At 41.0% G+C, this 25,841-nt stretch carries 22 protein-coding genes and 1 riboswitch; of the genes, 20 read left to right on the top strand and 2 right to left on the bottom strand.

The window, feature by feature from the left end:
• Positions 1-3: 3 nt before the first annotated feature.
• From HED61_RS11180 to HED61_RS11135, 10 genes are all read left to right on the top strand, one after another.
• Positions 4-303: a malonate decarboxylase subunit delta gene (locus HED61_RS11180; protein ID WP_219645351.1), complete on the top strand. Its 300-nt coding sequence runs from the start codon at positions 4-6 to the stop codon at positions 301-303.
• Entirely contained in the window at positions 293-1,969 is a 1,677-nt protein-coding gene (mdcD, locus tag HED61_RS11175; RefSeq protein WP_219645350.1) for a biotin-independent malonate decarboxylase subunit beta, read from the top strand. The genes HED61_RS11180 and mdcD overlap by 11 nt, the downstream gene beginning before the upstream one ends.
• A 3-nt stretch (positions 1,970-1,972) precedes the next feature.
• Positions 1,973-2,566: a malonate decarboxylase holo-ACP synthase gene (locus HED61_RS11170; protein WP_103300832.1), complete on the top strand. Its 594-nt coding sequence runs from the start codon at positions 1,973-1,975 to the stop codon at positions 2,564-2,566.
• Positions 2,567-2,590: 24 nt separating this feature from the next.
• Positions 2,591-3,676 (top strand): acyltransferase family protein, encoded by a 1,086-nt coding sequence (locus HED61_RS11165; protein ID WP_103300833.1) that lies wholly within the window; start codon positions 2,591-2,593, stop codon positions 3,674-3,676.
• 21 nt (positions 3,677-3,697) lie between these two features.
• On the top strand, positions 3,698-4,558 hold the full coding sequence (locus HED61_RS11160; RefSeq protein WP_219645349.1) for a triphosphoribosyl-dephospho-CoA synthase: 861 nt from the start codon (positions 3,698-3,700) through the stop codon (positions 4,556-4,558).
• A 310-nt stretch (positions 4,559-4,868) separates the two neighbouring features.
• Positions 4,869-5,003: riboswitch (FMN riboswitch) on the top strand.
• Positions 5,004-5,123: 120 nt separating this feature from the next.
• Entirely contained in the window at positions 5,124-6,203 is a 1,080-nt protein-coding gene (gene ribD, locus HED61_RS11155; protein ID WP_219645348.1) for a bifunctional diaminohydroxyphosphoribosylaminopyrimidine deaminase/5-amino-6-(5-phosphoribosylamino)uracil reductase RibD, read from the top strand.
• Positions 6,172-6,792, top strand: a complete 621-nt coding sequence (locus tag HED61_RS11150; RefSeq protein WP_219645347.1) for a riboflavin synthase — start codon at positions 6,172-6,174, stop codon at positions 6,790-6,792. Before ribD ends, HED61_RS11150 begins: the two co-directional genes overlap by 32 nt.
• Entirely contained in the window at positions 6,785-7,963 is a 1,179-nt protein-coding gene (gene ribA, locus HED61_RS11145; protein ID WP_195957228.1) for a GTP cyclohydrolase II, read from the top strand. The genes HED61_RS11150 and ribA overlap by 8 nt, the downstream gene beginning before the upstream one ends.
• Positions 7,964-7,982: 19 nt before the next feature.
• Positions 7,983-8,444, top strand: coding sequence for a 6,7-dimethyl-8-ribityllumazine synthase (ribH, locus tag HED61_RS11140; RefSeq protein ID WP_003126533.1), 462 nt, complete (start codon positions 7,983-7,985; stop codon positions 8,442-8,444).
• Between the two features lie 114 nt (positions 8,445-8,558).
• The gene (locus HED61_RS11135; protein WP_219645346.1) at positions 8,559-9,509 is read left to right on the top strand and encodes an FAD:protein FMN transferase; all 951 of its coding nucleotides are present in this window, start codon (positions 8,559-8,561) and stop codon (positions 9,507-9,509) included.
• A gap of 241 nt (positions 9,510-9,750) precedes the next feature.
• On the opposite strand, the gene HED61_RS11130 is transcribed toward HED61_RS11135, so the two are convergent.
• The gene (locus HED61_RS11130; protein ID WP_041120131.1) at positions 9,751-10,665 is read right to left on the bottom strand and encodes a LysR family transcriptional regulator; all 915 of its coding nucleotides are present in this window, start codon (positions 10,663-10,665) and stop codon (positions 9,751-9,753) included.
• 299 nt (positions 10,666-10,964) lie between these two features.
• On the opposite strand from HED61_RS11130, the gene HED61_RS11125 reads away from it, so the two are divergent.
• The 3 genes from HED61_RS11125 (at position 10,965) to HED61_RS11115 (ending at position 15,364) form a co-directional block, all read left to right on the top strand.
• Positions 10,965-11,570: an NADPH-dependent FMN reductase gene (locus tag HED61_RS11125; protein WP_219645345.1), complete on the top strand. Its 606-nt coding sequence runs from the start codon at positions 10,965-10,967 to the stop codon at positions 11,568-11,570.
• Positions 11,571-11,588: 18 nt separating this feature from the next.
• Positions 11,589-14,012 carry a flavocytochrome c gene (locus HED61_RS11120; RefSeq protein ID WP_219645344.1) on the top strand — a complete coding sequence of 808 codons (2,424 nt, stop codon included), beginning with the start codon at positions 11,589-11,591 and terminating at the stop codon, positions 14,010-14,012.
• 125 nt (positions 14,013-14,137) lie between these two features.
• Positions 14,138-15,364, top strand: a complete 1,227-nt coding sequence (locus tag HED61_RS11115) for an L-lactate MFS transporter (protein WP_219645343.1) — start codon at positions 14,138-14,140, stop codon at positions 15,362-15,364.
• Between the two features lie 574 nt (positions 15,365-15,938).
• Here the strand turns inward: HED61_RS11115 and HED61_RS11110 are convergent.
• Positions 15,939-16,520, bottom strand: coding sequence for a hypothetical protein (locus HED61_RS11110; RefSeq protein WP_113849682.1), 582 nt, complete (start codon positions 16,518-16,520; stop codon positions 15,939-15,941).
• 170 nt (positions 16,521-16,690) lie between these two features.
• Between HED61_RS11110 and HED61_RS11105 the strand changes: the two genes are divergently transcribed.
• The 7 genes from HED61_RS11105 (at position 16,691) to HED61_RS11075 (ending at position 25,797) form a co-directional block, all read left to right on the top strand.
• Complete coding sequence (locus HED61_RS11105; protein ID WP_103300842.1) at positions 16,691-18,226, top strand: ABC transporter permease/substrate-binding protein; 1,536 nt, start codon at positions 16,691-16,693, stop codon at positions 18,224-18,226.
• The gene (locus tag HED61_RS11100; protein ID WP_103300843.1) at positions 18,227-19,189 is read left to right on the top strand and encodes an ABC transporter ATP-binding protein; all 963 of its coding nucleotides are present in this window, start codon (positions 18,227-18,229) and stop codon (positions 19,187-19,189) included. It abuts the gene before it with no gap.
• Positions 19,176-20,504, top strand: coding sequence for a dihydrolipoyl dehydrogenase family protein (locus tag HED61_RS11095; protein WP_176333389.1), 1,329 nt, complete (start codon positions 19,176-19,178; stop codon positions 20,502-20,504). The genes HED61_RS11100 and HED61_RS11095 overlap by 14 nt, the downstream gene beginning before the upstream one ends.
• A 223-nt stretch (positions 20,505-20,727) precedes the next feature.
• On the top strand, positions 20,728-22,482 hold the full coding sequence (locus tag HED61_RS11090; RefSeq protein WP_219645342.1) for a 1-deoxy-D-xylulose-5-phosphate synthase: 1,755 nt from the start codon (positions 20,728-20,730) through the stop codon (positions 22,480-22,482).
• A gap of 464 nt (positions 22,483-22,946) precedes the next feature.
• Positions 22,947-23,999 carry an AI-2E family transporter gene (locus HED61_RS11085; protein ID WP_219645341.1) on the top strand — a complete coding sequence of 351 codons (1,053 nt, stop codon included), beginning with the start codon at positions 22,947-22,949 and terminating at the stop codon, positions 23,997-23,999.
• A gap of 129 nt (positions 24,000-24,128) precedes the next feature.
• Positions 24,129-24,821, top strand: coding sequence for a response regulator transcription factor (locus HED61_RS11080; protein WP_103300846.1), 693 nt, complete (start codon positions 24,129-24,131; stop codon positions 24,819-24,821).
• Positions 24,814-25,797, top strand: coding sequence for a sensor histidine kinase (locus HED61_RS11075; RefSeq protein WP_219645340.1), 984 nt, complete (start codon positions 24,814-24,816; stop codon positions 25,795-25,797). Before HED61_RS11080 ends, HED61_RS11075 begins: the two co-directional genes overlap by 8 nt.
• Positions 25,798-25,841: the final 44 nt, after the last annotated feature.

Genomic DNA, 25,841 nt, shown 5'->3' with positions numbered 1-25,841 from the left:
AAAATGGAACAATTAGCATATACCTATAAAACAACCAAACCCATCAAAGAAAAAATCCATGTTGGTGTGGTGGGTTCAGGCGATTTAGAAATTTTACTTTTTCCAACAAATAAAGCGGAAACTTCAGTGAAGATTTGTACCGGAAGTGACGGCTTTGGCGATGTTTGGCAAAATGTTTTGACACGCTTCTTTGAACGTTACCCAATCACCGCAGACATGGTTATCAATGACTTTGGTGCTACTCCTGGAGTTGTCTATCTTCGATTAACACAAGCAATGGAGGAACTTTCAGATGAAAAATAGTTTTGTTGAATTAAATGCCCGCGAACGTGTCAATGCGTTAGTTGATAATGGCCGTGAATTGATTGATCCCTTTGATCAAATGATCGCGCCTAATTTGGTCGCACAAGATATTGTTCCCCAAAGTGATGACGGGATCGTGGTTAGCCGCGGTAAAATTGCTGACAAAGAAGTTGTCGTTATTGCTATGGAAGGTAAATTCCAAGGTGGCGGTATCGGTGAAGTTTCCGGTGCGAAAATCATTGCCGCTTTGACCCATGTACTGGAAGAAAACCAAAACGGCCACGAAATCTATCCAATCATTGTATTGGATACTGGTGGTGTCCGTTTGCAAGAAGCCAATTACGGGTTGCTCTCGATTTCTGAAATTGGTAATTTGATCGTCGCTTTGAAAAAATATGTTCCAGTCATCGGCTTAGTTCCTGGTCGTGTTGGTTCATTTGGGGGGATGTCCATCACTTCAGCCTTAATGAGCTATTTGATTGCTACCAAAAAAGCCCGGATCGGTTTAAATGGACCAGAAGTGATTGAACAAGAAGCGGGTGTTCGCGAATTTGATTCCAGTGATAAAGACTTGATCTGGAACACGATCGGTGCCCGGCAACGGTTGAATGCGCAAATCGTTGATGAATTAGTAACAGATAGCGTTGAGGCAATCAAAGCAGCTGTGATTGCAGCAATCAACGAAAAGAAAGACAGCCATCGCAGCGAAAACGCCGACTTTTATCTTTCTTTGTTGGCAAAAATAGATTTATCCAAACCATTGGCGATTGACAAGTACAATCAAGCATTAGCCGCTCACAAATCAGCAGCTGTGAAGGAAATCAGCGTAACAGAAGGGACAGAAGATGCTGCTACAAGTGTTGGTTACGACTGGTTTGCGGCATTGACAGGGTTGAAACACCCAACTTCTACAAGTGCCACGGTTTATGCTGCAGCTTCAAACTTATTCAACGAAGATGCGGTTGTCACAGCCATTGTCCCAAATGCACAAAACCCAATGTACCGTGTTCGTAATGGGGAAGTTGGCTTGATCGAAGGTTTTGAAATGGCTCATGTCTTAGAAACCGTTTATCAAGAAGACAAAGAGAAGGCCGTGAAACGTCCGGTTGTTGTCGTGATCGACGTACCAAGTCAAGCTTACGGTTATAACGAAGAATTGATTGGAATCCACGTAGCCTTAGCAAATAGTGCTGCAGCTTATGCAAAATTGCGTCAAGCAGGTCATCCAGTGATTGGCTTTATCGCTGGGAATGCGATCTCTGGTGCATTCTTAGCCCATGGCTTACAATCTAGTCGCTTGATCGCTTTGAATAGTACCAATATCACTGTTCAAGCAATGTCTAAAGAAAGCGCCAGCCGTGTAACAAAACGGTCAATCGCAGCGATCGAAGCAGCAGCAGAAAAAGTGCCAAGTATTGCCTACGACATCAAAAATTATACGAAGCTTGGTGCGATTTTCACTTTCTTAGAATCAATTACGGATCAAGAAACCAGCGCTGCCCATGTCAATGCGGTGATCGATGCCATCAATGCAGCGATTCTTGATGTTCGTCAAACAAACGACACTATGTTGACCAACCGATACACCAACGAGATTGCTGTTAAAGGCGGTCGTTTAGAAACAAATAAAGTTTTTGCCCGTATGAATGAAGAATGGACTGATTAAACAATGAACTTTGCCCACGATATTGTATTGATCGATAACCAAGCGCTTGCTGATCTCGTTTTACCAGATTGGCTGCAACAAAGGGAAAAAATGTATGCGACTGTCCGTAGAGGCATTCCTCAAAGCCCACAACATATCCTTGTCGGTTTTCGAGGAACAAAACGGGAACAGCGCTTCGGCACCGAGATACTTTCCAAGTATGTGATGGCGACCATTCATCCATGGCAGCTGATTGCCAAAGAAAGTTTTCGCCAAAAAGACATTGCAGATTATCCTGTTTATCGCCAATATCGTGAGGCACAACGATTGTTGTGTGATTGTCAGTGGGGTGTGGGTGGCAGTTTGGGGTTTGAATTGGCTTCAGACCAAACCGCGATCAAAGTAACCAGTGACTTGGATCTCTTGCTTTATGCTGATTCTGCCACTCAACTTCCTTTACAACTCATTCAGGACAATAAAGATTTTTTCAATGATTTAGATATTCAAGTAATAACTAAAAAAGGCGGTTTTTCCTTAAAAGAATATTTGAGGAACCCCCAAAAGAAACTATTACTTAAGACAGACGAGGGGCCAAAACTCACCAACGAGATTTGGTAAATAGAAGAAAAGTGAGCGAAAACAATGTTCGAAAATAAAGAAATCAAAATCAATATCAGCGACTTCCTAAAAGTCTTTGCTGTGACCGCCGTTATGATGCAGACTGTTTTGAGTTTTGCTTTAGCAAATGTCCAAAACGAAAAAACCGCCGCCTTTATTGGTATATTTTATGTCATCGTGAAATACACCGCACCAATGTTTATTTTTGCAATTGTTTATAATATGGTAAAAACAAGCCAACATCTTTCTTATTGGGAATTTCTGAAAGAAAAATTCTTTGAATTAGTGGTTCCTTATCTGTTGTGGACGACTGCATACTTATGGCTCTTTCCAGCTGTTCAACAAGGTCAACCCTACACAGATACTGCTTCATTCTTATTGAAATATATTACCGGTGACGGCGCACCCCATCTATGGTATACCGTGATGATGCTTCAAATTCAATTATTGATGCCGTTTTTCGTATGGTTAGGCTACAAAGTCTTTTCAAACAAGAAAAATGTTTGGCCTGTCCTAATCGTTGCGACAGTTTTATATGTAGCTTGGTATTTATTCTATGATGTGCAAGTTTTTGCCGGACCTCATCATGACAACTGGTACTTATTGGATCGTTTCGTTGCTAGCTTTGTGATTTATGGTATTTATGGCGAAGCGGCATTGATGTATCATGAAGCCATTTACCGCTTTTTATATAAAATGCGCTATGCACTATTGCCAGTTGGCTTAGTATTAGCTTTATTTTCAGCTGATCATTTATTACACTTTAGCGGAGATCTTTCTTTCGCTCATGCACCTTATTTGAATACATTACAAAGTCTTTATAGCTTAGTGGTGATCTTCGGCGTCTTTATGTTAGGCTCAACTATGATCAAGAACAATGCACCACAGCTTCGTGCATTCAAATGGTTATCTGTATATGCGTACCGTACCTATTTAGCCAATGTATTTGTATTTCAAGTTATTCTAGTTTGTTTCAAAGATACACTATTACAATTGCCAACGGGAATCATGATTCTTGTTGCCTACTTAGCTACTGCCAGCTGCAGCTTTTTATTAAGCTATCTTCTGCATGTGATTTGGTCAGGGATCAAAGGACCATTTAGTAATTAATTCATAAAAAGAGGGGATCTTATGGAAGAACAATCTGCCTTCGCTACCTGTCATCAACTGGCAAAACTAGTTGAAAAAGCGCTGATCGATGAAGTGGAACTCTCACCCAAGCCAGGCTTAGTCGATCGTTTTACAACTGGTTCACATAGCGATATGAATCACGAACTATTTGTCTTATCTGCACAAACGCTGACACCATTTTTTGAAGAAATGGCGCTGGCTTCTTGGCAAAAAAAACCGAGCCAAGCCGTCAGAGAAGCGATCGCTGAGATTGGTCGCCGTGCTGAAACAGCCATGTTTGCAGCTACTGGTGGAGTCAATACCCATAAAGGGGCCATTTGGGCAATGGGATTGTTTATCAGTGTGATCAGTAGCCAATACAGCTGTGATCGTCAGTTGTTTTTACCAAAGATTTTTACAGAGATTCAACAACTGGTCGCTTATCCAGATCGTCGGATACAAGTTGCGGCTACTGGAAGTCACGGAAACAAAGTCAAACAAAAATATGGTTATACGGGTGCTTTTGGGGAAGCAGCAGCAGGTTTTCCTCATGTTCAAGTGGCATTATCTGATTTTTTGTCACGACAAATAAAAAATTCACCAGAAAAAAGACTCCATATGCTCCTAGCGATCATGGCCACTCTTGATGATACTTGTATTTTGTATCGCAGCGATCAACAAGTGCTGAACCATGTTCAACAGTTGGCAAAGCAAGCCAATAAACAGCCCATTCCTAGCGCCGCTTTTGAAGCATTGAACAACTATTGTCAACAGCAAAATGTTTCACCCGGCGGAAGTGCCGATTTATTAGCTGCCAGTTTCTTTCTGCTTTCTTTGAAAAACTTAACGAGTCAGAAACTTTATTTCACTACAGCAAAATAACATATTTATTCCATTCACAAGACTTTTAAAGAGATTGTTTCTTAAACTCTTTAAAAGTCTTTTTTTATCTGTTCAAAAAACGTGTTATTCAATCGAAATAAATAAAATATAAAAAGAGAAATAATTTATCCGAAAAACCTCTTTTAATTGTTTGCTTGGAGGTCGCTAAATTCTAAAAAAACTTTTTAAAGTCTTCTCAGATAACGGCGAATGTTGGACTTAAACATTTGTTTTAATTGTTATTTAAAAAGGATAGAAGAGGGGTTTGACACCTGAATTAAAAAATAGTAGTATCTAACGTGAATTGAATATGTTTCTTCGGGGCAGGGTGTGATTCCCGACCGACGGTGACAAGCAATGCTTGAAGTCCGTGACCCGCATTCGTGCGGTTGATCCAGTGAAACTCTGGAACCGACAGTTAAAGTCTGGATGGGAGAAGAAAAACTTACAAGAATATTGACGGGAGGAGTCTATCCTTTTGGTCATCGTTTCTTTGAGTTTGTCTAATCAAGACCTCGTGTACTTATGCACGAGGTCTTTTTATTTAAAGAAAGGAGGAATGTTTATGCATGAAACGTATATGAAGCGCGCCATATCCGAAGCACTAAAAGGCAAAGGACAAACCTTCACGAACCCTTTAGTCGGTGCTGTCATTGTGAAAGATGAGGAAATAATTGCTGTAGGCAGCCACATGGCTTATGGCCAGCCACATGCGGAAAAGAACGCCATCGATTCATGTAGTTCCCCCGAAAAACTAATTGATTCAACCATTTATGTGACCCTTGAGCCTTGCCACCATTACGGAAAACAGCCACCTTGTACAACTGCTATTCTACAAAGCGGCATCAAAAAAGTGGTAATTGGTCAATTGGATCCCAATCCGTTGGTATCTGGCAAGGGCAAAGCGTTTTTAGAATCACAAGGAATAGCAGTGATCACAGGTGTTTTAGAAAAGGAGGTACGTGAAATCAATCGCCACTATAATACGTATCACGAAGAGCAACGTCCTTTTGTGGCTTTAAAGCAAGCAACCACACTCGATGGAAAAATCGCTTTAGCTGGTCAGCGAACAAGGATAACCGGTGAAGCTGCATTGCGCCGGGTTCGTCAGGAACGTTCAGACTATCAGGCTATTTTGATAGGGAGCCGCACTGCCTTAATCGATAATCCTACTTTGCGGACAGAGGCTGCCTTTCCGACTTATCGAGTGGTCCTAGATCGTAAAGGAGAAACCTTGAAACAGCAACTAACTCTTTTTGAGGATACCAGTAGTCCTGTACTGGTCTTTACTACGAAAAAAGTCCAAACTGTTTTCTCAAATCACGTGAAAATCATTACCACGCCTTCACTGACTCTCTCGTTTGTCATGAAAGAATTGTATCGACGCAAGATTCAATCGGTTTATGTTGAAGGCGGAAGCAGCATTCATGATGCCTTTCTGGCGAATGGTTATTGGGACCAAGTTATCACCTATCTTTCGCCAAAACTTATCGGCGGCAATGGAACAGCGAGTTTTGCTAGTTCTCGAGAAGTGAATCAGATGTTTGCGCTAACGGAAGTCACTGTTGAACCGGTCGGAGAAGAGTTAAGGATCGTTGGAAGGAGGCAGGAAAATGTTTACCGGACTCATTCAAGAAAAGGGTAAGATCACACGGATCGTGCCTAGTGGTCGCACCATTGCATTGACTTGTCATGCTTCTGAAGCATTGTTAACGGATTATCGGGTTGGCGATAGTATGGCGATCAATGGCGTATGTTTGACAGCGATCAAGACTGGCAAACAAGAATTCACTGTCGAGATCATGCCGGAAACTTATCAACGAACCACCTTTTCGACCGCAAAAATCAATGACGAAGTCAATTTGGAACGAGCGTTAGCTTTCAACGGCCGCTTGGAAGGACACTTGGTGGCAGGTCATGTAGATACTACGACAACGCTGCTAGAAAAGCGTGTGTTGGAGAATGCGCTGATTCTGACATTTGCTTATCCCGACGAACTGAGAAATGAGATCATTCCACAGGGCTCTATCGCATTGAATGGGGTTAGTTTGACGATTATCGAGACCACACTGCGCTATTTCTCCGTTGGACTGATTCCTCATTCCAAAAATCAAACCAATCTGGGGCGACTTAACCGCGGTGAAGCAGTGAATGTTGAAACAGATCTATCAGGAAAATATGTCAAAGCCAATCAACTGATCCGTGGCGGAAGAAAGGAAATGTCCTATGAGTAAAAATAAAATCGAAACAGCACTAGACTATTTAAGAAATGGGCAATTAATTATTGTTGCTGATGATGACGACCGGGAAGCGGAAGGAGACCTTGTTGGGATCGCTAATCTAGCTACGATGGAAAGCGTGAATTTTATGACGAAATTTGCTCGAGGGTTGATTTGCGCACCTATCTCAGCTCAACTAGCTGACCGCTTGCAGCTAACTGAAATGGTCGCGCAAAATACGGATACTTTCAAAACAGCCTTCACTATAAGTGTCGATCACCGTTCAACGACAACAGGAATTTCTGCTGAAGAACGCGCGCGAACGATCCGAGCATTGGCTAATCCTCAAACTAAGGAAGAGGACTTTCAAAAACCAGGTCATATTTTCCCGTTGATCGGAAGGATAGGCGGGGTACTGGAAAGAAGGGGCCATACCGAGGCTGCATTGGATTTAGCAAAATTGACCAATCAAAGTGAAGCGGCCTATATTTGTGAGATTCTAAATGAGGATGGCACGATGGCTCGCCGCCCACAATTGGCTCAACTCGCGGAAAAATGGCAGCTGCCGATGATCACTATCGAAGAGTTAGCGACTTATATGGCAACAAGTCAGTTAACCGTTCAATTGCCAACCGCATTTGGATCCTTCGATTTAACCTTATTTGAAGATCAGCATCATCTTGAGCACTTAGTATTAGCAAAAGGGGATTTGACTAATCCCGCAAAACCATTATTGGTTCGTCTTCACTCAGAATGCTTGACCGGAGATGTTTTTGGATCCCAGCGGTGCGATTGCGGGGAACAACTACATGAAGCCATGCGTCAAATCGAAAAAGAAGGTACCGGAGCCATCTTGTATTTGCGTCAGGAAGGCCGAGGTATCGGCTTGAAACAGAAACTGCAGGCGTATCAATTACAGGAAAAAGGCTTGGATACGTATGAAGCCAATGTTGAATTAGGTTTTCGTCCAGATGAACGGGATTATGGTTTTGCGGCGATTATTCTGAAGTCTCTTGGCATCGATACGATTCGCTTGCTGACAAATAATCCAGAAAAAATCACCGAGTTAGAAGCTCATGGCATTCATGTTGCTGAAAGAATTCCGCTGGAAATAACTCCAGTTGCAGAAAATAATCGTTATCTTCAAACAAAAAAAGAAAAATTCCATCATTTATTATCACTTTGAGAAAGAAGGAGAGCACAACATGACACAATTTGAAGGAACATTTGACGGACAAGGAATGAAAGTAGGGATCGTGGTTGCGCGTTTTAACGAGTTTATTACGGCGAAACTTTTGAGTGGCGCCCAAGATAATTTGATACGGCATGGAGTAAAAGAAGAAGACATTGATGTTTACTGGGTACCCGGTGCCTTTGAAATTCCCTATATAACAAAAAAATTAGTCAACGTGAAGCAATACGATGGCTTGATCACACTGGGTGCAGTTATCCGCGGTGCGACTACCCATTATGAGCTTGTTAGCAATGAAGTCGCGAAAGGCGTGGCCCAAGTTGGATTAGCGGCAGACATTCCAGTCATGTTTGGCGTTCTAACTACAGAAACTATCGAACAAGCCATCGAGCGGGCCGGAACCAAAGCGGGCAATAAAGGTTCAGAAGCGGCGCAAGGATTGATCGAAATGATTTCATTGAACCGGGTGATTTAATGTTTTAAAGCCTGTCCGCGACTTTCTTATAGTTGCATTTATTTGCTAAAGGCATTCAATTTTTTCTGAAAAACTGCTATGATGAACAAAAAAAACTAGGGGCGAAACGAACGGATGCAAGAAGGAAAAAGACAAGTCAAAGCGATGGGAACGATCATTCAGCTTTGGATCCAACATGAAGATCCCACACCAATTTTGGAAGCAGCAGTCCAACAAATCAGAGCGTTTGAAAAACGGTTTAGTGCCAATGATCCTGCTTCAGATCTGATGAAAGTCAATCAAAACGCCGGAATTCAGCCGACCAAAGTAGCCAAAGACTTGTTTGCTTTGATCGCCTTAGCAAAAGAGCACAGCTTGCCAGAGGATAGTTTCTTGAACATCGCGATGGGACCCCTGATTCAGGAGTGGCGTATTGGTTTCTCAGATGCCAAAGTGCCGACTGCCGAAAAAGTGATGGAATTACTACAGGTGACCGATCCTCAACGAATCGAATTGGATAACAAACAGCAGAGCGTTGCCTTAGCTGCCGGTATGTCAATAGACCTAGGTGCTGTGGCCAAAGGCTATTTCGCAGATCAGCTGGCAGATTTTTTTAAGCAATCTGGTGTCAGTGCCGCTTTGATTGATCTGGGCGGGAATGTTGTTACCTTTGGTGAAACACCAAATCATGCGGATCACTTATGGCGTATCGGAATTCAGAATCCTTTTTTGCCAAGAGGAAATTTCGTGGCAGCCTTAAAAATCCGCGATCGTTCTATCGTAACCTCAGGGATCTATGAACGTTCCCACACCGTCGACGGTAAGACCTATCATCATATTTTCAATCGTAAAACCGGTTATCCGATAGAATCAGCGTTAGCAAGTATCACGATTATTTCCGATCGTTCAGTGGATGGCGAAATTTGGACCACACGTCTCTTTGGTAAAAAACCTGAAGAAATCATGAAACAACTCAGCCAACTCGATGGCATCACTGGATTAATCGTAACCCGACAAGGCCAATTGCTTTATCCCTCTACGCTACAACCACTGATTGAGTTACCTGAAACGAATCAAAAAGCCTAATTGAAACATACTCAAAGATAGAGACGAAACTGCCTTGACAAAGCAGCTTTCAGAGTCTGGTAAATGAAGTAAAATGAAGTATTTAAACTGGTGAAACAAGATAGCAGAACGACTGCGCCCCCTGGCAATTGCACGATCTTAAAGTGCCTGCTTAATCTGTTTAGCTCGTTTGACATACCATTACTTCTGACTCTTTCTTCTTTGAGTATGTTTTTTTTACTTTTGATGGCGGTTTTAGCGATCATACTTTTTCTAGAAAATAGCGAATCAAGTTTTGATCAGCTATCGATAACGGACGCTCTGCTTGATGAGCGATAAAATAATTTAACGTTAGCATTTCTTCAGGTATCGGATAAAGGTTGAAAGGCGTCATTGTCGCTGCTTGCAAGACACTTTCAGGAACGATGGCCAACCCGAGATTGTTTTCAGCAAGTGCTGCTGCAGTATAAATATTGCTGCTTTCTACGAGAATGGTTGGTTCAACTTTGTACTTTTTCAATAATTGATCAATTTGCCGACGAATCGCGGAGCCGCTTGTCGTCAATATCAACGGGCTTTGTAACAGTTCTTTCATTGAAACACTGTCTTGAGAGAGAAATTTTTTGTTTGCTTGATACAAAGGCGAAATAGGGGGGATGATCGCAAAATAATTTTCACTCTTTGTGGCGTAAGTCGTCAAATTAGGTGAAATAGTCTCCGGGTTCTGGCCAACAAAAAAATCCAATTGATTACTTAATAAACGTTTCTCATTGTGCTTTGGCAAATCTTCACGCAAAAAAACGGTCACATCCTGGTGTTCTGCCAAATAGTCAGGTAAAAAAAGTGGGAGCAAGAACGAGCCCAGACTGGGCAAGATACCCAATCGCAATGTTTTGGTTTCTGGTGATGTGTAGCGCAGTAACCGATGACGAAATTTCGCGGAAGCGGTTTCCAATGTTTCAAGGTATTGATAATAGATTTTACCGGCTTCAGTCAAATGCAAAACACCTGACTGACGAATAATGATGGCCGTTCCCAACTCTTGTTCGACTTTTTTGATGGCTTGCGTAAGATAAGGCTGAGAAATAAATAGGTCTTTCGCTGCTTTGGTATAGTTATTGTACTTTAGTAATGTGTCGATGTACTGCAGCATCAAATGGGAATCTTTAAGAGACATAGAAGTTGCTCCTTCCGTAGAAATATGTCTATTATAACAAAAAAGTTATCATAATATAATTAAATAAATATTTCACAAATGTGAATGGTCAGACTAAACTGTAGAAGTACTTAATTGGAACAAATAAATTGTCCTTCAGATCCTTCTATCGGAATGAAATCAGAGAGATTTAAGCTGAGTTTGACCATTTTTATCTTTCTAAGACGACTATTTGTACGATTAACTTTTGAAACAATTGATCTAAAAGCGAGTTATAATCGAATCAATTGTTAAATTTATCACATTTAGGAGAGATGAGTATGAAACTGATCGGAATCGTTGGCACTAACTCTGCACGTTCGACCAATCGCCAGTTATTGCAATTTATCCAAACCCATTTCAAAGATCAGGCAGAAATCGAGCTTTGCGAAATCAAAGATCTGCCAGCATTCAATGAACCAGAAGACAGAACAGCACCTGAAGCAGTTCGAGAATTAGCAGAAAAAATCGAGGCTGCTGATGGCGTGATTATCAGTACACCTGAATACGATCATTCCATTCCAGCAGTACTAAAAAGCATGATTGAATGGCTTTCTTATACGACCCGTCCCTTGATCGACAAACCAGTGATGATCACTGGTGCCTCACTTGGTGCTTTAGGTTCTTCCCGAGCGCAAGCACATCTTCGCCAAATTCTTGATGCACCGGAAGTCAAAGCACGAATCATGCCTAGTGCCGAATTTTTACTCGGTCATTCGATGCAATCCTTTGATGAAGAAGGATGCTTAAAAGATGAGGAAAAAGTCGCTGAATTAGAAGATTGCTTCAATGAATTCAAATTATTCGTGGAAATCACGAATCGTCTCGTCAGTGAATATTCGACTGCCAAAGAGCGCTCAAAGAAATTTTCTTGGGAACAGGTATAAGAAAGAGAGGAAATGTCCATGAAATTTGTCGGTATGATCGGTACAAATGCAAAGAAATCGACTAATCGCCAACTGGTGACATATATGCAACAAGCATTTGCCGATTTAGCAGAAATCGAAATTTTAGAAATTGATCAAGTTCCTATGTTCAATGAAACAGAGGATCAAACCAATAGTGAAGTCATTCAAACATTAAATCAAAAAATTTTGGCTGCCGATGGCGTGATTATCGCGACACCAGAACACAATCATTCCATACCATCCGCACTAAAAAGTGTCTTAGAGTGGTTGTCCTTCAATCTACACCCGTTTGATGGCAAACCAGTGATGATCGTGGGTGCTTCTTATGACGTCCAAGGTTCTTCACGGGCACAACTACACTTGCGTCAAATTCTTGATGCACCTGGTGTCAATGCAACGGTTATGCCTGGTAATGAATTTCTTTTAGGTCGTGCGCATCAAGCATTCGATGAAAATGGGCAGCTGAAAGATCAACGGACTGTTGACTTTTTGGAAAGCTGTTTTAGAAAATTCATTCGCTTTACAGAAGTTGCTAATATCTTGAATGTTCCCGAAGAAGTAGTTTATCAGCCTGGGAATTATACTGTCACGGCACCAGGACACAATGGTGATTTACCAATGGTGGTTACATTAAGTGAAGAACGGATCGAAGCAATCAATATCGATACTTCCGGTGAATCGGAAGGAATCGCAGATGTGGTCTTTGCGCGTGTTCCACAAGAAATCATTGAAGGCCAAACATTGAACGTCGATGCGATCTCAGGTGCTTCCGTTACCAGTAACGGTGTCGTTGATGGTGTCGCGAAAGCAGTGAAAATGGCTGGTGCAAACCCAGATGTTTTAAGAAAACGTCCTAAGGCAGCCAGTGCGCTAAAAACGGAAGATGAAACTTACACCACGGATATCATCGTTGTCGGTGGTGGTGGGGCAGGATTGAGTGCCGCAGCAAGTATCCTTCAAGAAGGCAAAGAGGTGATTTTAGTTGAAAAATACCCAGCCATCGGTGGAAATACCGTTCGCACGGGTGGACCAATGAATGCCGCAGATCCGGATTGGCAAAAAACATTTGCTGCGCTTCCAGGTGAACGGGCTGCGCTAGAAGAAATCATTGCCGTAGATGAAGCAACCATTGATGCAGAATACTTGGCTGATTTTCGATTGTTGAAAGAACAAATCACAACGTATTTACAAGCAACGACTCCAGAAAAAGAATTCTTATTTGACTCTGCCATCTGGCATCGTATCCAAACTTATTTAGGCGGCAAACGGACCGACTTAGAAGGAAATGTGATTTACGGTCAATATGACTTAGTAAAAATCCTAACTGATCGTGCACTAGAGTCTGTGAAATGGCTAGAAGAAATCGGCGTTGAATTTGATTACAAACATGTCGATATGCCAGTTGGAGCAAAATGGCGCCGAGGCCATAAACCATTGAAAAATGAAGGGTACGCTTTTGTTTCTGCCCTACACAATTTCGTCAATGAAAATGGTGGAAAAATTCTTACCGACACACCAGTCAAAGAATTGATCATCGAAGAGGGACAAGTCGTAGGGATCATTGGGGAAGGTCGCAATGGACAAAAAGTAACGATCCATGCCAAAGCAGTTATCTTAGCTTCTGGTGGCTTCGGTGCGAATACACAAATGCTGAAGCAGTACAACACATATTGGACTGAAATCGAAGATGACATCAAAACTTCCAATTCGCCGGCAATCACAGGGGATGGTATCAAACTAGGGGAAAGTGCCGGTGCGGATCTAGTTGGAATGGGCTTCTCACAAATGATGCCGGTATCTGATCCGAATACAGGAGCATTATTCAGCGGTCTGCAAGTACCTCCCGCAAACTTTGTGATGGTCAATCAAGAAGGCAAACGTTTCGTCAATGAATATGAAAGCCGTGATGTATTGACACAAGCAGCAATCGATAATGGTGGCCTATTCTATTTGATTGCTGATGAAGAAATCAAGAAAACAGCGTACAATACGTCCCAAGAAAAAATCGACAAACAAGTAGCTAACGGAACATTATTCCGCGCCGATACCCTTGAAGAATTAGCAGAACAAATTAATGTTGATCCAACCATCTTGAAAGAAACGATCACTGCATACAACGCCTATGTCGATGCAGGAAAAGATCCTGAATTTGGCAAAGATGTGTTTGATCTTAAAGTAACGACTGCTCCATTTTATGCAACTCCAAGAAAACCGGCAGTACATCACACCATGGGGGGGTTAAAGATCGATACACAAACCCATGTGTTATCAAAAGAAAATCAAGTGATCAAAGGTCTATATGCAGCTGGTGAAGTAGCAGGAGGAATCCATGCAGGAAATCGCCTTGGTGGTAACTCATTGACTGATATCTTTACCTTTGGACGGATCGCTGGTAAGACAGCAGTTGCAGAAAATCTTTAATAGGTTAAAAGAAATGTGCAGAAGAATCGCACTGCACATTTTCTTTCAAAACGTTATGTGAAATAAGTAACATGAGGTGTATTCATTCAATTTATTTAAACAAAACTATTTTTTGGGGGTAAAACATGGAAACAAAACTCAACCGTTGGCTAGTCTTGATTGCTTCAACTGCTGTTCTGTTATGTACAGGTGCCGTTTATGCATTTAGCGTTTTCGCTGGACCGCTTAGTCAACTAAAAAATTGGACAATGGAAGAAATCATGCTGGCATTTACAATCAATGCTGCTGTCGGACCTATCACAATGATTTTAGGAGGATTCTTGACCGACCGTGGATTGGCAAAATGGACGATTATTTTTGGTGGTTTATTATTTGCGCTAGGTTTCTTCTTAACTGGATTTGTGGAATCACCTGGGATGCTCTATCTAACTTATGGTGTGCTTTCAGGTCTTGGTCAAGGATTTGCTTATTCTGCTTGCTTAAGTAATACGATTCGTTTATTCCCAGACAAACGTGGACTTGCTTCAGGATTGATCACTGCAGGTATGGGCGGTGCAGCCATCATCGCCGCACCGATCGCGAATGCAATTATTGAATCAAGAGATGTGTTGACTGCTTTTCGTTTTATCGGTATTGGTTATATGATCGTCGTTGTAATGGCAAGTTTCTTTATCAAAAAAGCCCCTGCAGATTATCGTCCAGCAGGATGGGTCCCACAAACTTCTGCGGCTAAAGGAACCGCAGCAAATTATTCCTGGCAAGAGATGATGAAAACACCTGCTTTTTATTTGATTATTTTGATGCTCGGAGTTGGTGCATTTTCTGGTTTGATGATTGCTTCCAATGCTGCTGTGATTGGGCAGGAAATGTTCGGATTAACAGCTACAACAGCCGCTTTTTATGTTAGTCTATATTCTTTAAGCAATTGCTTAGGTCGAGTGATTTGGGGAACAGTTTCTGATAAGATTGGGCGCTCCAATACATTGATGATCATTTACGGTGTCGTTGCGTTATCTTTACTCGTTTTGACACTTTCAAGTGCAGCGATGATCTTTGCAGTGGGAATCATTGGGCTAGGACTCTGCTTTGGCGGAGTGATGGGGGTTTTCCCATCGATCGTAATGGAAAATTACGGACCAGCTAACCAAGGAGTCAACTATGGAATCGTCTTTGTTGGTTATTCTACTGCTGCTTTCTTTGGACCACGAGTAGCAGCAGGAATGGCTGCCAGCAACAATGGAGATTTTACAAACGCATTCTATACAGCAATTGCTTTGGCAGTCGTCGGCTTTATTTTGAATATTGCTTATGTTCAACTAAAAAAATCACATAACGTTTCAATCGCCAAATAAACAGCGCAGCATTGAAAAGGCTATAAGTCTCTATAAGAGGATAAATAATCAGTAGTACTAATATAGATATATGCGGATTGACAGACTTGATTGACCATGATCATGGTCAATGAACTTAGAAATGCTTTTACCGGTGACAGGAGTTAGTACGATTGATTGATCAGTTAGATGGAGTAGCTTTTCAAGTACTGAGAATAAAAAAGTGGTAAAGTCTTTAATTTCTTTTTTTTCATGTTCCAGTGCAAAAAGTGATTATACTATTTTTTCCCTAAGTGATAGGATATCAGGTAGAAAGATGATTTTATAGAAGGAAACTCGAATCAGCTGATTATTCATTTTTATACGATAGTCATAATATTCATGAAGGAATGAAAAAATAGATTTGGTAGTGTCAATACACGTCGCTTATCATAAAAAGGCAACGTGAATTTTAATAACCATCAGTAATAGAAGTGCTTGGGGAAGTCTTTTCTTTTGCTGATGGTTTTTTCACAGCGACATCGGATGTTTGACTAAAATAAGAATAAAGAAGGACACTAATCTGCTTTCCTAAGATTAGTGTCCTTCTTATCTTTCATTCAAGTTGGAAGTTAGCAATAATTTTCTGGCTGACCATTTCGGGTGACAACTCAGTATTATCGATTTTCATCGTTTTTACTTTTGGAAAAAGGGATGCCAATTCCGTCGAATGGCTTTCCAAACGGTATTTTTCATTAAAAGTAAGAAGTTCTTGATGCGAAAAAGCAAGATCCCGTTTTGACGGCTTCGCTTTTAAACGTGCTTCCTGACGGTTACGTGCGATGCGCTCCTCTAATTGCGCAACAAGTTCAACAAAATAAACCGGTTGTCCAGCGCTTAAAAAGATCTCAGAAATTTTGTGTAAAAAAGCAATATCTTCTTTCTGATCAAATCCCACTAAAACAGTAAATATGATTGTCTTAACTGTATTCTGTTCACCAGCCACAAATGCTTTGAAAAGTTCGATCCTAGTGGAATCAGACAACTTAAATGCCGCAGGCGTATACCCAAGATAATTGGCAAATAAATCAATAGTTTGATGATTAAATAGTAATTTACCATCAATTCTTTTTTCAAGTTCGCGACCGACAGTCATTTTTCCAACAGCCTGAGCACCAATCAAAACCAGTAATGGCATAGAAGCACCTCATTCTTTTAGACTTATTGTAACAGAATGTCAGGAAATAATGGATCCTATTTAGATGCGAAAGTCCAACTTTTCTCCCAATCCTGCTGAGCGAATCTTTTTGTTGCGTTTGGGCATTCAGCTATACTTAAGGCAGACTAGAATAGTGGAGGATGGAATATATGAATGAAATCATTCAAACGTTTAGCGAGCGAAAGGAGGAGTTGCTGCGGGCAATCTTTCAACACTTGGCCATTTCGCTGAGTGCGTTGATTTTAGCCATTTTAATTGCTATTCCATTAGCAATTCTGTTGAGCCAAAAGAAACGAATGGCAGAATTTGTTTTACAGATCACAAGTATTCTACAAACAATTCCATCATTGGCATTATTGGGTTTATTGATTCCTTTTGTTGGTATTGGTACCGTCCCCGCTCTAATAGCATTGGTAGTTTATGCGTTACTGCCCATTTTTCAAAACACGTATATTGGGCTTTCCGAAATCGATCCGTCGATTGAAGAAGCGGCGGATGCATTTGGTATGTCTCGCTTGCGAAAACTCTTCAAAGTTGAGTTACCTATTGCAATGCCTGTCATCATTTCTGGGGTACGTACAGCATTGGTGTTGATTATTGGAACGGCCACGTTGGCAGCATTGATTGGTGCTGGTGGATTGGGAACCTTTATTTTGTTAGGGATCGACCGTAATGATCCGAGTTTGACACTCATAGGGGCGGTTAGTTCGGCTCTATTAGCAATCTTATTCAGTGGACTGATTCGTTTTTTACAAAACCGCAGTATGAAAACCACACTGATCTCTTTAGGTGTTATCTTTCTTGGAATCGGCGGAATTCTTTTCGCACAGTATAATCCTATTTCAAATAAAACGGTAACGATTGCTGGTAAACTCGGTTCAGAACCAGATATCCTTATCAATATGTATCAAGCAGTGATCGAAGAAGAAGATCCTAGTTTAACCGTCGAGATCAAACCAAACTTTGGTAAAACAAGTTTCTTATTTAGCGCTCTTGAAAATGACCAGATTGATATTTATCCCGAGTTTACGGGAACAGTATTAGAAAGTCTAGTCAAAGTCCCAAAAAATACCCAAATAGATGGTTCTCCAGAATCAACTTATCAAGAAGCAACAAAACTGCTAAGTGACCAGTTTAATATGCGCCTGTTAGAGCCGATGACCTACGAAAACACCTATGCTTTAGCCATGCGTCGTGAACAAGCAGAAGAGTTGGGTATAACGAAGATTTCTGAATTAGTTGCTCATGAGTCAGAGCTTCGGGCTGGTTTTACTTTAGAGTTTATTGATCGGGAAGATGGCTATCGCGGGATCCAAAAACAGTACGGGCTGACTTTTGATTCTGTCCAAAGTATGGAACCGGCACTGCGCTATCAAGCGATCCAAAGCAAGGATGTCGATGTGATCGATGCTTATTCGACAGATAGTGAGATCAAACAATACGATCTCGTCGTTTTAGAAGATGATCGACAGCTCTTTCCACCTTATCAAGGAGCCGCATTGATGAAAGATGAGTTTGCTGCAGAACATCCGCAAGTCGTCAAAGCATTGGAAAAACTATCAGGAAAAATCACAGAGGACCAGATGATTGACATGAACTATCAAGTGAATGTAGAAGGAAAACAACCGGCTGATGTTGCTCGTGAATTTCTAAAAAAAGAAAAGATTTTTGGGGAGGGAAACTAAATGGAACCAATTATCGAATTTAAACAAGTTGCCAAAGAATTTGAGGGGCAAGTCGTATTAAAAGAATTGGATCTCTCCATTCATCAAGGAGAAATCTTTGTCTTAGTAGGTCCCTCAGGAAGCGGAAAAACAACCTCCCTTAAAATGATCAATGGGCTGATCGAACCGACGGAAGGCAATGTTTACTTCAAACAAAAACGAGTGAAAGACTATCAACTCCAAAAGTTACGTTGGAAAATTGGTTACGTGTTGCAGCAAATTGCTTTGTTTCCAACGATGTCCGTCAAGGAGAATATTGAAATCATTCCAGAAATGCTCGGTTGGGATAAAAATCGTCGCAATCAACGTGTCGATGAACTACTCACTGAGGTTGGACTTGAACCAGAGACGTTCAAAAAACGGATGCCGGCTGAACTTTCAGGTGGTCAAAGTCAGCGGATCGGAATCTTGCGAGCGTTGGCTGCAGAACCAGACATCATCTTGATGGATGAACCTTTTAGCGCCCTTGATCCGATTTCTCGAACCAATCTTCAGGATCTCGTATTAGATTTGCATAAAAAATTAGGCAATACGATCGTCTTTGTTACCCATAATATGAATGAAGCCTTAAAATTGGGAGATCGAATCGGTGTGATGAATGAAGGCAGACTGGTACAATGTGATACGCCTGAAAAAATACGGACAGAGCCAAAAACGGATTTCGTTCGCGCCTTTTTTGACGAAACACAAGGAGCACAGCAAGAACAACGTCTTCAAGCGATTATTGATGCTGGTTACTACCAACAATCAACTACACAAGAGGGAATGTCCCTCGATGTGAAGGTCCCTCTTTCACAAGTATATGAAGTCTTGGCCAACCACGAACATTTGGTTGTTACAGAACAAGGACAAGCGATTGGTGAAGTTACCCGTACAGATATCTTTCATTTTCTAAGTCAGGAGGAGCAAGATGCAAAACTATGATGTAATCGTTGTGGGTGGTGGACCAGCCGGAACTGCTGCGGCCTATTCTTTCAGCGAGCAAGGGAAGACTGTCGCAATCGTTGAAGCCGATCTCTGGGGAGGAACTTGCCCCAACCGCGGGTGCGACCCCAAGAAGATTTTAATGAGTGCCGTTGAAGCAAAGGCGAAGGCTGCTCACTTAGCAGGAAAAGGGATCACTGGAGAGCTGGGTATTGACTGGAAAACTTTGATGGCTTTCAAGCGCAGTTACACGGACACTGTTCCCACACAGACGAAGCAGGGCTTAGTGGATACTGGAATCACGACCTATGAAGGAGAAGCGGAATTTATCGATGAACAAACGCTGCGGATTGGTTCAGAAATCGTTTCAGCTGATCAGTTCTTGATTGCTACAGGACAACGACCTGCGCTACTCCCGATTAAAGGACAAGAATATTTGCATACAAGCACCGATTTTCTTGCAATGGAAAAAATGCCCGCGAAAATCACTTTTTTAGGAGCGGGGTATGTTGCTTTTGAACTTGCGACAATCGCTCAAGCAGCAGGAGCAGAGGTACACATTATTCATCATAACGACAGACCACTGAAAGCATTTGATCAGGAATTGGTGAATGCCTTTATTGAGCAATTACAAAAGCAAGGAATTTTCTTTCATTTCAATGTAGAGATTGAAAGCATCAGCCAAATCAATGAAGGATACACGCTGCAAGGTACAGGCTTTGAGCTGGACACCGATTACGTGGTAAGTGCTGTTGGACGCATCCCAAATGTTGAATCCTTGCACTTAGAAAATGCAGGAGTTGATTATTCCAAACGCGGGATCAAAGTCAATGACTATTTACAAACATCGAACCCACGAGTTTTTGCCTGTGGAGATGTATTGGATAAGGAACAACCTAAACTGACGCCTGTTTCAAGTTTTGAAGCAAAATATGCGGTCGCTTCAATGAGCCAAAAAGGTTCTCGTTCTGCAATCACGTATCCCCTGATTCCTACAATCGTCTTTGGTGGGTTGAAATTGGCTCGGATCGGTCAAAGTGAAAAACAGCTCGCTCAAAATCTGCAGATCCATAGTGAAACAATCAACCTTGCCGATTGGTTTACGTACCGTCGCATCAACGATCCTGTTGCGATGCTTAAACTTGTTTACAATCAAGAGGGACAAATCATTGCGATTACCTGTCTTTCAAGTATCGCAGATGAATTGATTAATTTGTGCTGCTTGATTCTGGAAAAACAGCTCACTCACCAAGAAATTGAAGCGCTGATCTTTGCTTATCCAACTCCTGCAAGTGATTTGACTTACATCATTTAACGCTGGAAAACGATCGTGTCTCATAACGAATGCTTTTGAAAGAGTCTCTCCTTCAACTTTTCTGCTGATAAAACAGATCACCATGACAAGTTGAAGGGTGGGCTTTTTTGTGTTCATGTGTTCTACCTGTCTGTTGCTTACTTTCGTGAAAAAGTTTCAAAAGTTTCTTGACTTAAAGTGAAGGTGAAGCAGTATACTATCAAACAGAGAAGGGAGTTTTTTGATGTTATTAAAATCAATTACAGATCCAGCAGATTTAAAGAAGCTATCCGCTGCAGAACTACAACAAGTTAGTGAGGAAGCAAGAACCGTGTTATTAGAAAAAATCAGCCATCATGGAGGACATAACGGACCGAATTTGGGCGTTGTCGAAATGACAGTTGCTTTACACGCTGTCTTTGATTCTCCAAGAGATAAAATGATTTTTGATGTTTCTCACCAAACCTATATTCATAAAATGCTGACTGGGCGAGGTCAAGCCTTCTGGGATCCAGCGCATTATAGCGATGTCTCTGGTTATACCAATCCAAAAGAAAGTGACCATGACTTGTTTACAGTGGGGCATACATCCACGTCATTGTCTTTAGCAAATGGGGTTGCCAAAGCACGAGACTTAAAAAATGAAGAAGGGAACGTAATTGCGGTCATTGGTGACGGCTCGTTATCTGGTGGTCTGGCTTATGAAGGATTGAACAATATCGCGGAGACTGGAACAAACACTATCGTGATTGTAAATGATAACGACCAGTCGATTGCGGAAAACCACGGAGGTCTCTACAATAACTTACGAGCATTGCGAGATACGAATGGTCAAGCGGAAAACAATTTCTTTAAGTCATTAGGGTTTGACTACTATTATCTTGCTGATGGCAATGATCTGACAGCCTTGATGCATCTATTCAAACAAGTGAAAGACAGCGATCATCCTGTTGTCCTTCATATTCATACCGTTAAAGGAAAAGGCTTCAAATTTGCCGAAGAAAATCGCGAGAAATTCCATGCTGGTGGACCATTTAGTCTTGAAACAGGGGATTATCTTGCAAATTCTGGTGGAGAAACTTATTCAACGGTAACGACCGATTATCTTTTAGAAAAAATGGCACAGGATCCAACAGTCGTTGCAGTAAATGCTGGCACGCCGATGATCCTTTTTACCCCTGAACAACGAAAAATCGCCGGCAGTCAATTTGTTGACGTCGGGATCGCAGAGGAACATGCTGCAACCATGACTGCCGGTCTGGCAAAAAATGGGGCGAAACCCGTTTGGGCAGTTTTTTCAACCTTTATGCAACGAAGTTTTGACCAAATCTCACATGATTTGTCTTTGAACAATGTGGCGGGAACTATTTTAGTTTATGGCGCTTCAGCTTATGGCATGAATGATGAAAGCCATTTAGGGATCTTTGATATTCCATTTTTGAGTCATATTCCGAATCTTGTTTATCTTGCACCGACCAATAAGGAAGAATATTTAGCGATGCTGGATTGGTCTATTGACCAATCCCAACACCCGGTGGCAATTCGCGTTCCTGTCGGTCCATTAGAATCAGGTCGTGTCGATCAAACAGATTACAGTCAACTAAACAAAAATCAACTCATTCAAGCGGGCAGCAAAGTTGCCTTACTTGGTGTAGGAAATGCTCTTGGCCTGGCAAAAAAAGCAGCTGCCATGATAGAAACCGAGCTTGGGATCACACCTACGGTCATTAATCCTAGATTTATTTCTGGATTAGATACTGACACATTGTCTGGTTTAATTGCTACACATCAATTGTTGCTCACTCTTGAAGATGGCCTTCTTGAAGGAGGCTATGGACAAGCTGTCGCTAGTTATTTAGGAAAAGCTCCGATCAAAATTGTCAATTTTGGTTTAGATAAAGCCTTTCATGACCGTTATCAAGCAAATGAGTTGCTACAAGAAAATGGGTTGACCGTTGATGCCATTCTTCGAGAAGTTCGTCAAGAATTGTCTCTTTAGTCATAGTGAGCTAGTCGCATAGTGAGCGTCCTTTTAAGGAAAGCAGACAATTCGTCTAGGAGTAACAACTGATAAGAATAAATATAGAATCGTTTAAACTGCCCTTTGTTCGATACAAACAGAACAAAGGGCAGTTTTTGATAAAAAAAGCGTCTGCCTTAGTTTCCGCTAAGACAGACTGTAAATTATTATGTCAAGGTCTATTGTGTCATAGTAACCTTAAAACAACCATAAACTTTTCGAAAAAATAGGCATTTATCTTTTGAAAATAATCATCAGTCCTTCATTCACGATACTTGGTCCAGTTGCCACTGACAGCAGGCTGCTTTTGCTTTAGCATATGACTCTACCCACAATAGTCTTCTTAATTGATTTGAGTTGATAATTGCTTCAAAAAGTGGTTAGATTAATTGGGGAATGAAGTAACAGTCGTTGATTGACGACTTGAAAAAAGGAGCGTGTTCATGAATTACTACCATCGGTTTGTTGCCAATGTTCCATTAAGACGTTGGACAGTGCTGATCTTTCTTTGCGGGATCTTATTTCTGCTTCGCAGTATGATGACTATTATTTTATTAACCTTTATTTTTACTTATTTGATTTACAAACTGGTCCAGCTAATACGCAAGAAAGTGAATGTGTCAATCAAACTTCTTTCAATCGTGTTGTACTTGATCGTTGTCGCTTTGGTTTACTTAGTCATTACCAAGTATGCACCGATTCTTTTGAACCAATCCGCGCAACTGGTCAAGTCAGTGACCGATTTTTATCAAAAAGCAGACTCTAACAATGAGTTATTAGAGTATTTGCTACATTTGGTGCAAACAAGCGATTATGTCCAAAAAATCCAGAATGGAGTCGTCGTCGTCATCAATTATCTTTACAACTTCGGTGAATTGGCTTTGACTGTATTGATCTCTTTCTTATTGAGTTTTTTCTTTATGATTGACAACAAAAAAACAGTGGCATTTTCTCAGCTCTTTTTGCAAGGGAGTGCTTCCTGGTTTTTTGAGGATGTTTACTATCTCGCAAGGAAATTTACCCGCGCATTCGGAAGTGTGATCGAAACCCAGCTATTGATTGCTATCGTTAATACAGTGATCACAGTGCTTGCTTTAGCTGTCATGGGCTTTCCTCAGCTGTTAAGTTTGGCCATGATGATTTTCTTCTTAAGCTTGATTCCAGTAGCAGGAGTCATCATTTCTTGTATTCCATTAACTTTTATTGCCTATACGATTGGCGGACTCAATGATGTTGTCTATGTTTTATTAATCATTATTTTTGTTCATGCTCTCGAGTCCTATGTTCTCAATCCGCGGCTGATGTCCCATAAAACAGAGATTCCCATGTTCTATACGTTCATTGTTTTATATCTGGGTGAGCATCTCTTTGGTATCTGGGGTCTGATCGTGGGGATCCCACTATTTACTTTCTTATTAGATCTAATGAAAATCAAGCAAGTCCCATCAATCCGCAATGCACTAAAAAAAGTGAGTCGAGTGAAAAAGTGTAAATAAATGCCAACCAGTACTCAGATTAGAGGACTGAAGAAACGTCTAGAATGATTTATCTCAACTAGACGTTTCTTTTTATTTTCTGGTACACTGTCTGTGATAGCTTCACCAATTTAGTGATAGGAGAGAATCATGCAAAAAATATACCTTGTAGAAGATGATGCTACGATCGTTTCAGTACTGGCTGATTATTTAAGACAATGGGGATATGAGTGTTATCCCGCCAAAAAATTTGCTGAAATTTTGCAGGAATTTCGTGCGGTAAGTCCCGACTTGGTTCTTTTGGACATTTCTTTGCCTTATTACAACGGGTACCATTGGTGCCAAGAAATTCGTAACATTTCTGAAGTGCCAATCATTTTTCTTTCTTCAATGGATCAACAAATGAATCAAATCATGGCAATGAACATGGGAGCCGATGATTATCTAACAAAACCTTTTGATTTGGCGTTTGTTTTGGCTAAGATCCAAGCACTGTTGCGCCGCAGTTACCAATATACCCATCAACAAGTCCAGACGTTTTCATTAGGAGAAGTCACTTTTCATCCAATAGAAAATTTGCTGAAAAGTAAAACGGAATCTTTGCCGCTGTCGCCAAACGAATCTCGAATCCTTTCCTTACTCTTGCAACAGCAAGGGAAAATCGTTCCCAAAGAAACGATTATTGAAATGCTTTGGAATAGCGAAGAGTTTATTGATAATAATACATTAGCCGTTAACATGACCCGCTTGCGAAAGAAATTAAGTCAAACTGGATTGTCTGATTTGATTCAAACAGTGAAAAACAAAGGCTATTTGATTGAAAAGGAACAAGCCTATGATTAACTTAAAAGAGTATTTTTTGCTTTACGGCAAGCTCTATTTGTTTTTGATTTTGTTTAGTAGCGGTCTTTTAGGCTTGTTCTTTCTCCATGAGCTTCCTTTAGAGCCCTTCATCGATTATGTGATTTTCACGGGAGTGATTTTAGGTATTTTCTCTGTTTGGCAATATATGCGTTATCTACAAAAAAGACGTCAATTACAAAACTTATTAGCCAAGAAAATGATCACTGAAGCAGCTTTGGCTTTCATGCCGATTGCGCGAAACAGTATCGAAGAAGAATACCAGCAGCTAATCAAACGACAAGCTAAAGAAAAAACCGCCTCCGAGTATCAAGCAGCCTTGAAGAATGAAGAAATCTACGAAGACTTCGGATTATGGCTGCATCAGATCAAAACACCATTAGCAGCGATGGATTTGTTAGTGCAAAGTGATGGCCTATCGCCCACTGAAGTCAAAGCAGAACTATTTAAAGTAAATGATTATTTGCAGATGATGCTGAATTATTTACGACAAAACTTGAAAAATGATGACTTTGTTTTTGAACCGATTGTGTTAGCACCTCTCATTCACCAAGCAATCAAAAAATATGCCTTGTTTTTTTCAAAAAAAGACTTGCAACTGGATTTGGCTATCGACTTGACCGTTACTTCGGATCGAAAATGGCTGACTTTTATCTTTGAGCAGTTGCTTTTTAATAGCCTGAAGTATACAGAAAAAGGCGGAATCCGGATTTTTACCGAAAACAATTGTCTTTTGATTCAAGACACAGGGATCGGTATTCGTCAAGAAGATTTGCCGCGGGTTTTTGAAAAAGGTTATACAGGACAAAATGGACGCTTTCAACAGCGTGCTAGCGGATTAGGATTATATTTGAGCCAGCAAGCAGCAGAAAAAATCGGCTGTCAGCTAACGATTGACTCCGAAGTAGGGAAGGGAACTACGGTGACGATCCATTTTCCCACTAAAAATTTTATTTGAACGCAAACTTTCAACACTGTAAGTTTGCGTTTTTTATTGTAAGT

It is taken from the genome of Enterococcus gallinarum (assembly GCF_021496385.1).
GTDB lineage: Bacteria > Bacillota > Bacilli > Lactobacillales > Enterococcaceae > Enterococcus_D > Enterococcus_D gallinarum.
Note: the sequence above shows the minus strand (reverse complement) of the source record. Positions and strands in the feature narration are given on the sequence as shown.

Bases quoted from the DNA above. Each gene is read 5' to 3' on its own strand.
- HED61_RS11180 (WP_219645351.1), top strand. From the start codon at position 4: ATGGAACAATTAGCATATACCTATAAAACAACCAAACCCATCAAAGAA.
- mdcD (WP_219645350.1), top strand. From the start codon at position 293: ATGAAAAATAGTTTTGTTGAATTAAATGCCCGCGAACGTGTCAATGCG.
- HED61_RS11170 (WP_103300832.1), top strand. From the start codon at position 1,973: ATGAACTTTGCCCACGATATTGTATTGATCGATAACCAAGCGCTTGCT.
- HED61_RS11165 (WP_103300833.1), top strand. From the start codon at position 2,591: ATGTTCGAAAATAAAGAAATCAAAATCAATATCAGCGACTTCCTAAAA.
- HED61_RS11160 (WP_219645349.1), top strand. From the start codon at position 3,698: ATGGAAGAACAATCTGCCTTCGCTACCTGTCATCAACTGGCAAAACTA.
- ribD (WP_219645348.1), top strand. From the start codon at position 5,124: ATGCATGAAACGTATATGAAGCGCGCCATATCCGAAGCACTAAAAGGC.
- HED61_RS11150 (WP_219645347.1), top strand. From the start codon at position 6,172: ATGTTTACCGGACTCATTCAAGAAAAGGGTAAGATCACACGGATCGTG.
- ribA (WP_195957228.1), top strand. From the start codon at position 6,785: ATGAGTAAAAATAAAATCGAAACAGCACTAGACTATTTAAGAAATGGG.
- ribH (WP_003126533.1), top strand. From the start codon at position 7,983: ATGACACAATTTGAAGGAACATTTGACGGACAAGGAATGAAAGTAGGG.
- HED61_RS11135 (WP_219645346.1), top strand. From the start codon at position 8,559: ATGCAAGAAGGAAAAAGACAAGTCAAAGCGATGGGAACGATCATTCAG.
- HED61_RS11130 (WP_041120131.1), bottom strand. From the start codon at position 10,665: ATGTCTCTTAAAGATTCCCATTTGATGCTGCAGTACATCGACACATTA.
- HED61_RS11125 (WP_219645345.1), top strand. From the start codon at position 10,965: ATGAAACTGATCGGAATCGTTGGCACTAACTCTGCACGTTCGACCAAT.
- HED61_RS11120 (WP_219645344.1), top strand. From the start codon at position 11,589: ATGAAATTTGTCGGTATGATCGGTACAAATGCAAAGAAATCGACTAAT.
- HED61_RS11115 (WP_219645343.1), top strand. From the start codon at position 14,138: ATGGAAACAAAACTCAACCGTTGGCTAGTCTTGATTGCTTCAACTGCT.
- HED61_RS11110 (WP_113849682.1), bottom strand. From the start codon at position 16,520: ATGCCATTACTGGTTTTGATTGGTGCTCAGGCTGTTGGAAAAATGACT.
- HED61_RS11105 (WP_103300842.1), top strand. From the start codon at position 16,691: ATGAATGAAATCATTCAAACGTTTAGCGAGCGAAAGGAGGAGTTGCTG.
- HED61_RS11100 (WP_103300843.1), top strand. From the start codon at position 18,227: ATGGAACCAATTATCGAATTTAAACAAGTTGCCAAAGAATTTGAGGGG.
- HED61_RS11095 (WP_176333389.1), top strand. From the start codon at position 19,176: ATGCAAAACTATGATGTAATCGTTGTGGGTGGTGGACCAGCCGGAACT.
- HED61_RS11090 (WP_219645342.1), top strand. From the start codon at position 20,728: ATGTTATTAAAATCAATTACAGATCCAGCAGATTTAAAGAAGCTATCC.
- HED61_RS11085 (WP_219645341.1), top strand. From the start codon at position 22,947: ATGAATTACTACCATCGGTTTGTTGCCAATGTTCCATTAAGACGTTGG.
- HED61_RS11080 (WP_103300846.1), top strand. From the start codon at position 24,129: ATGCAAAAAATATACCTTGTAGAAGATGATGCTACGATCGTTTCAGTA.
- HED61_RS11075 (WP_219645340.1), top strand. From the start codon at position 24,814: ATGATTAACTTAAAAGAGTATTTTTTGCTTTACGGCAAGCTCTATTTG.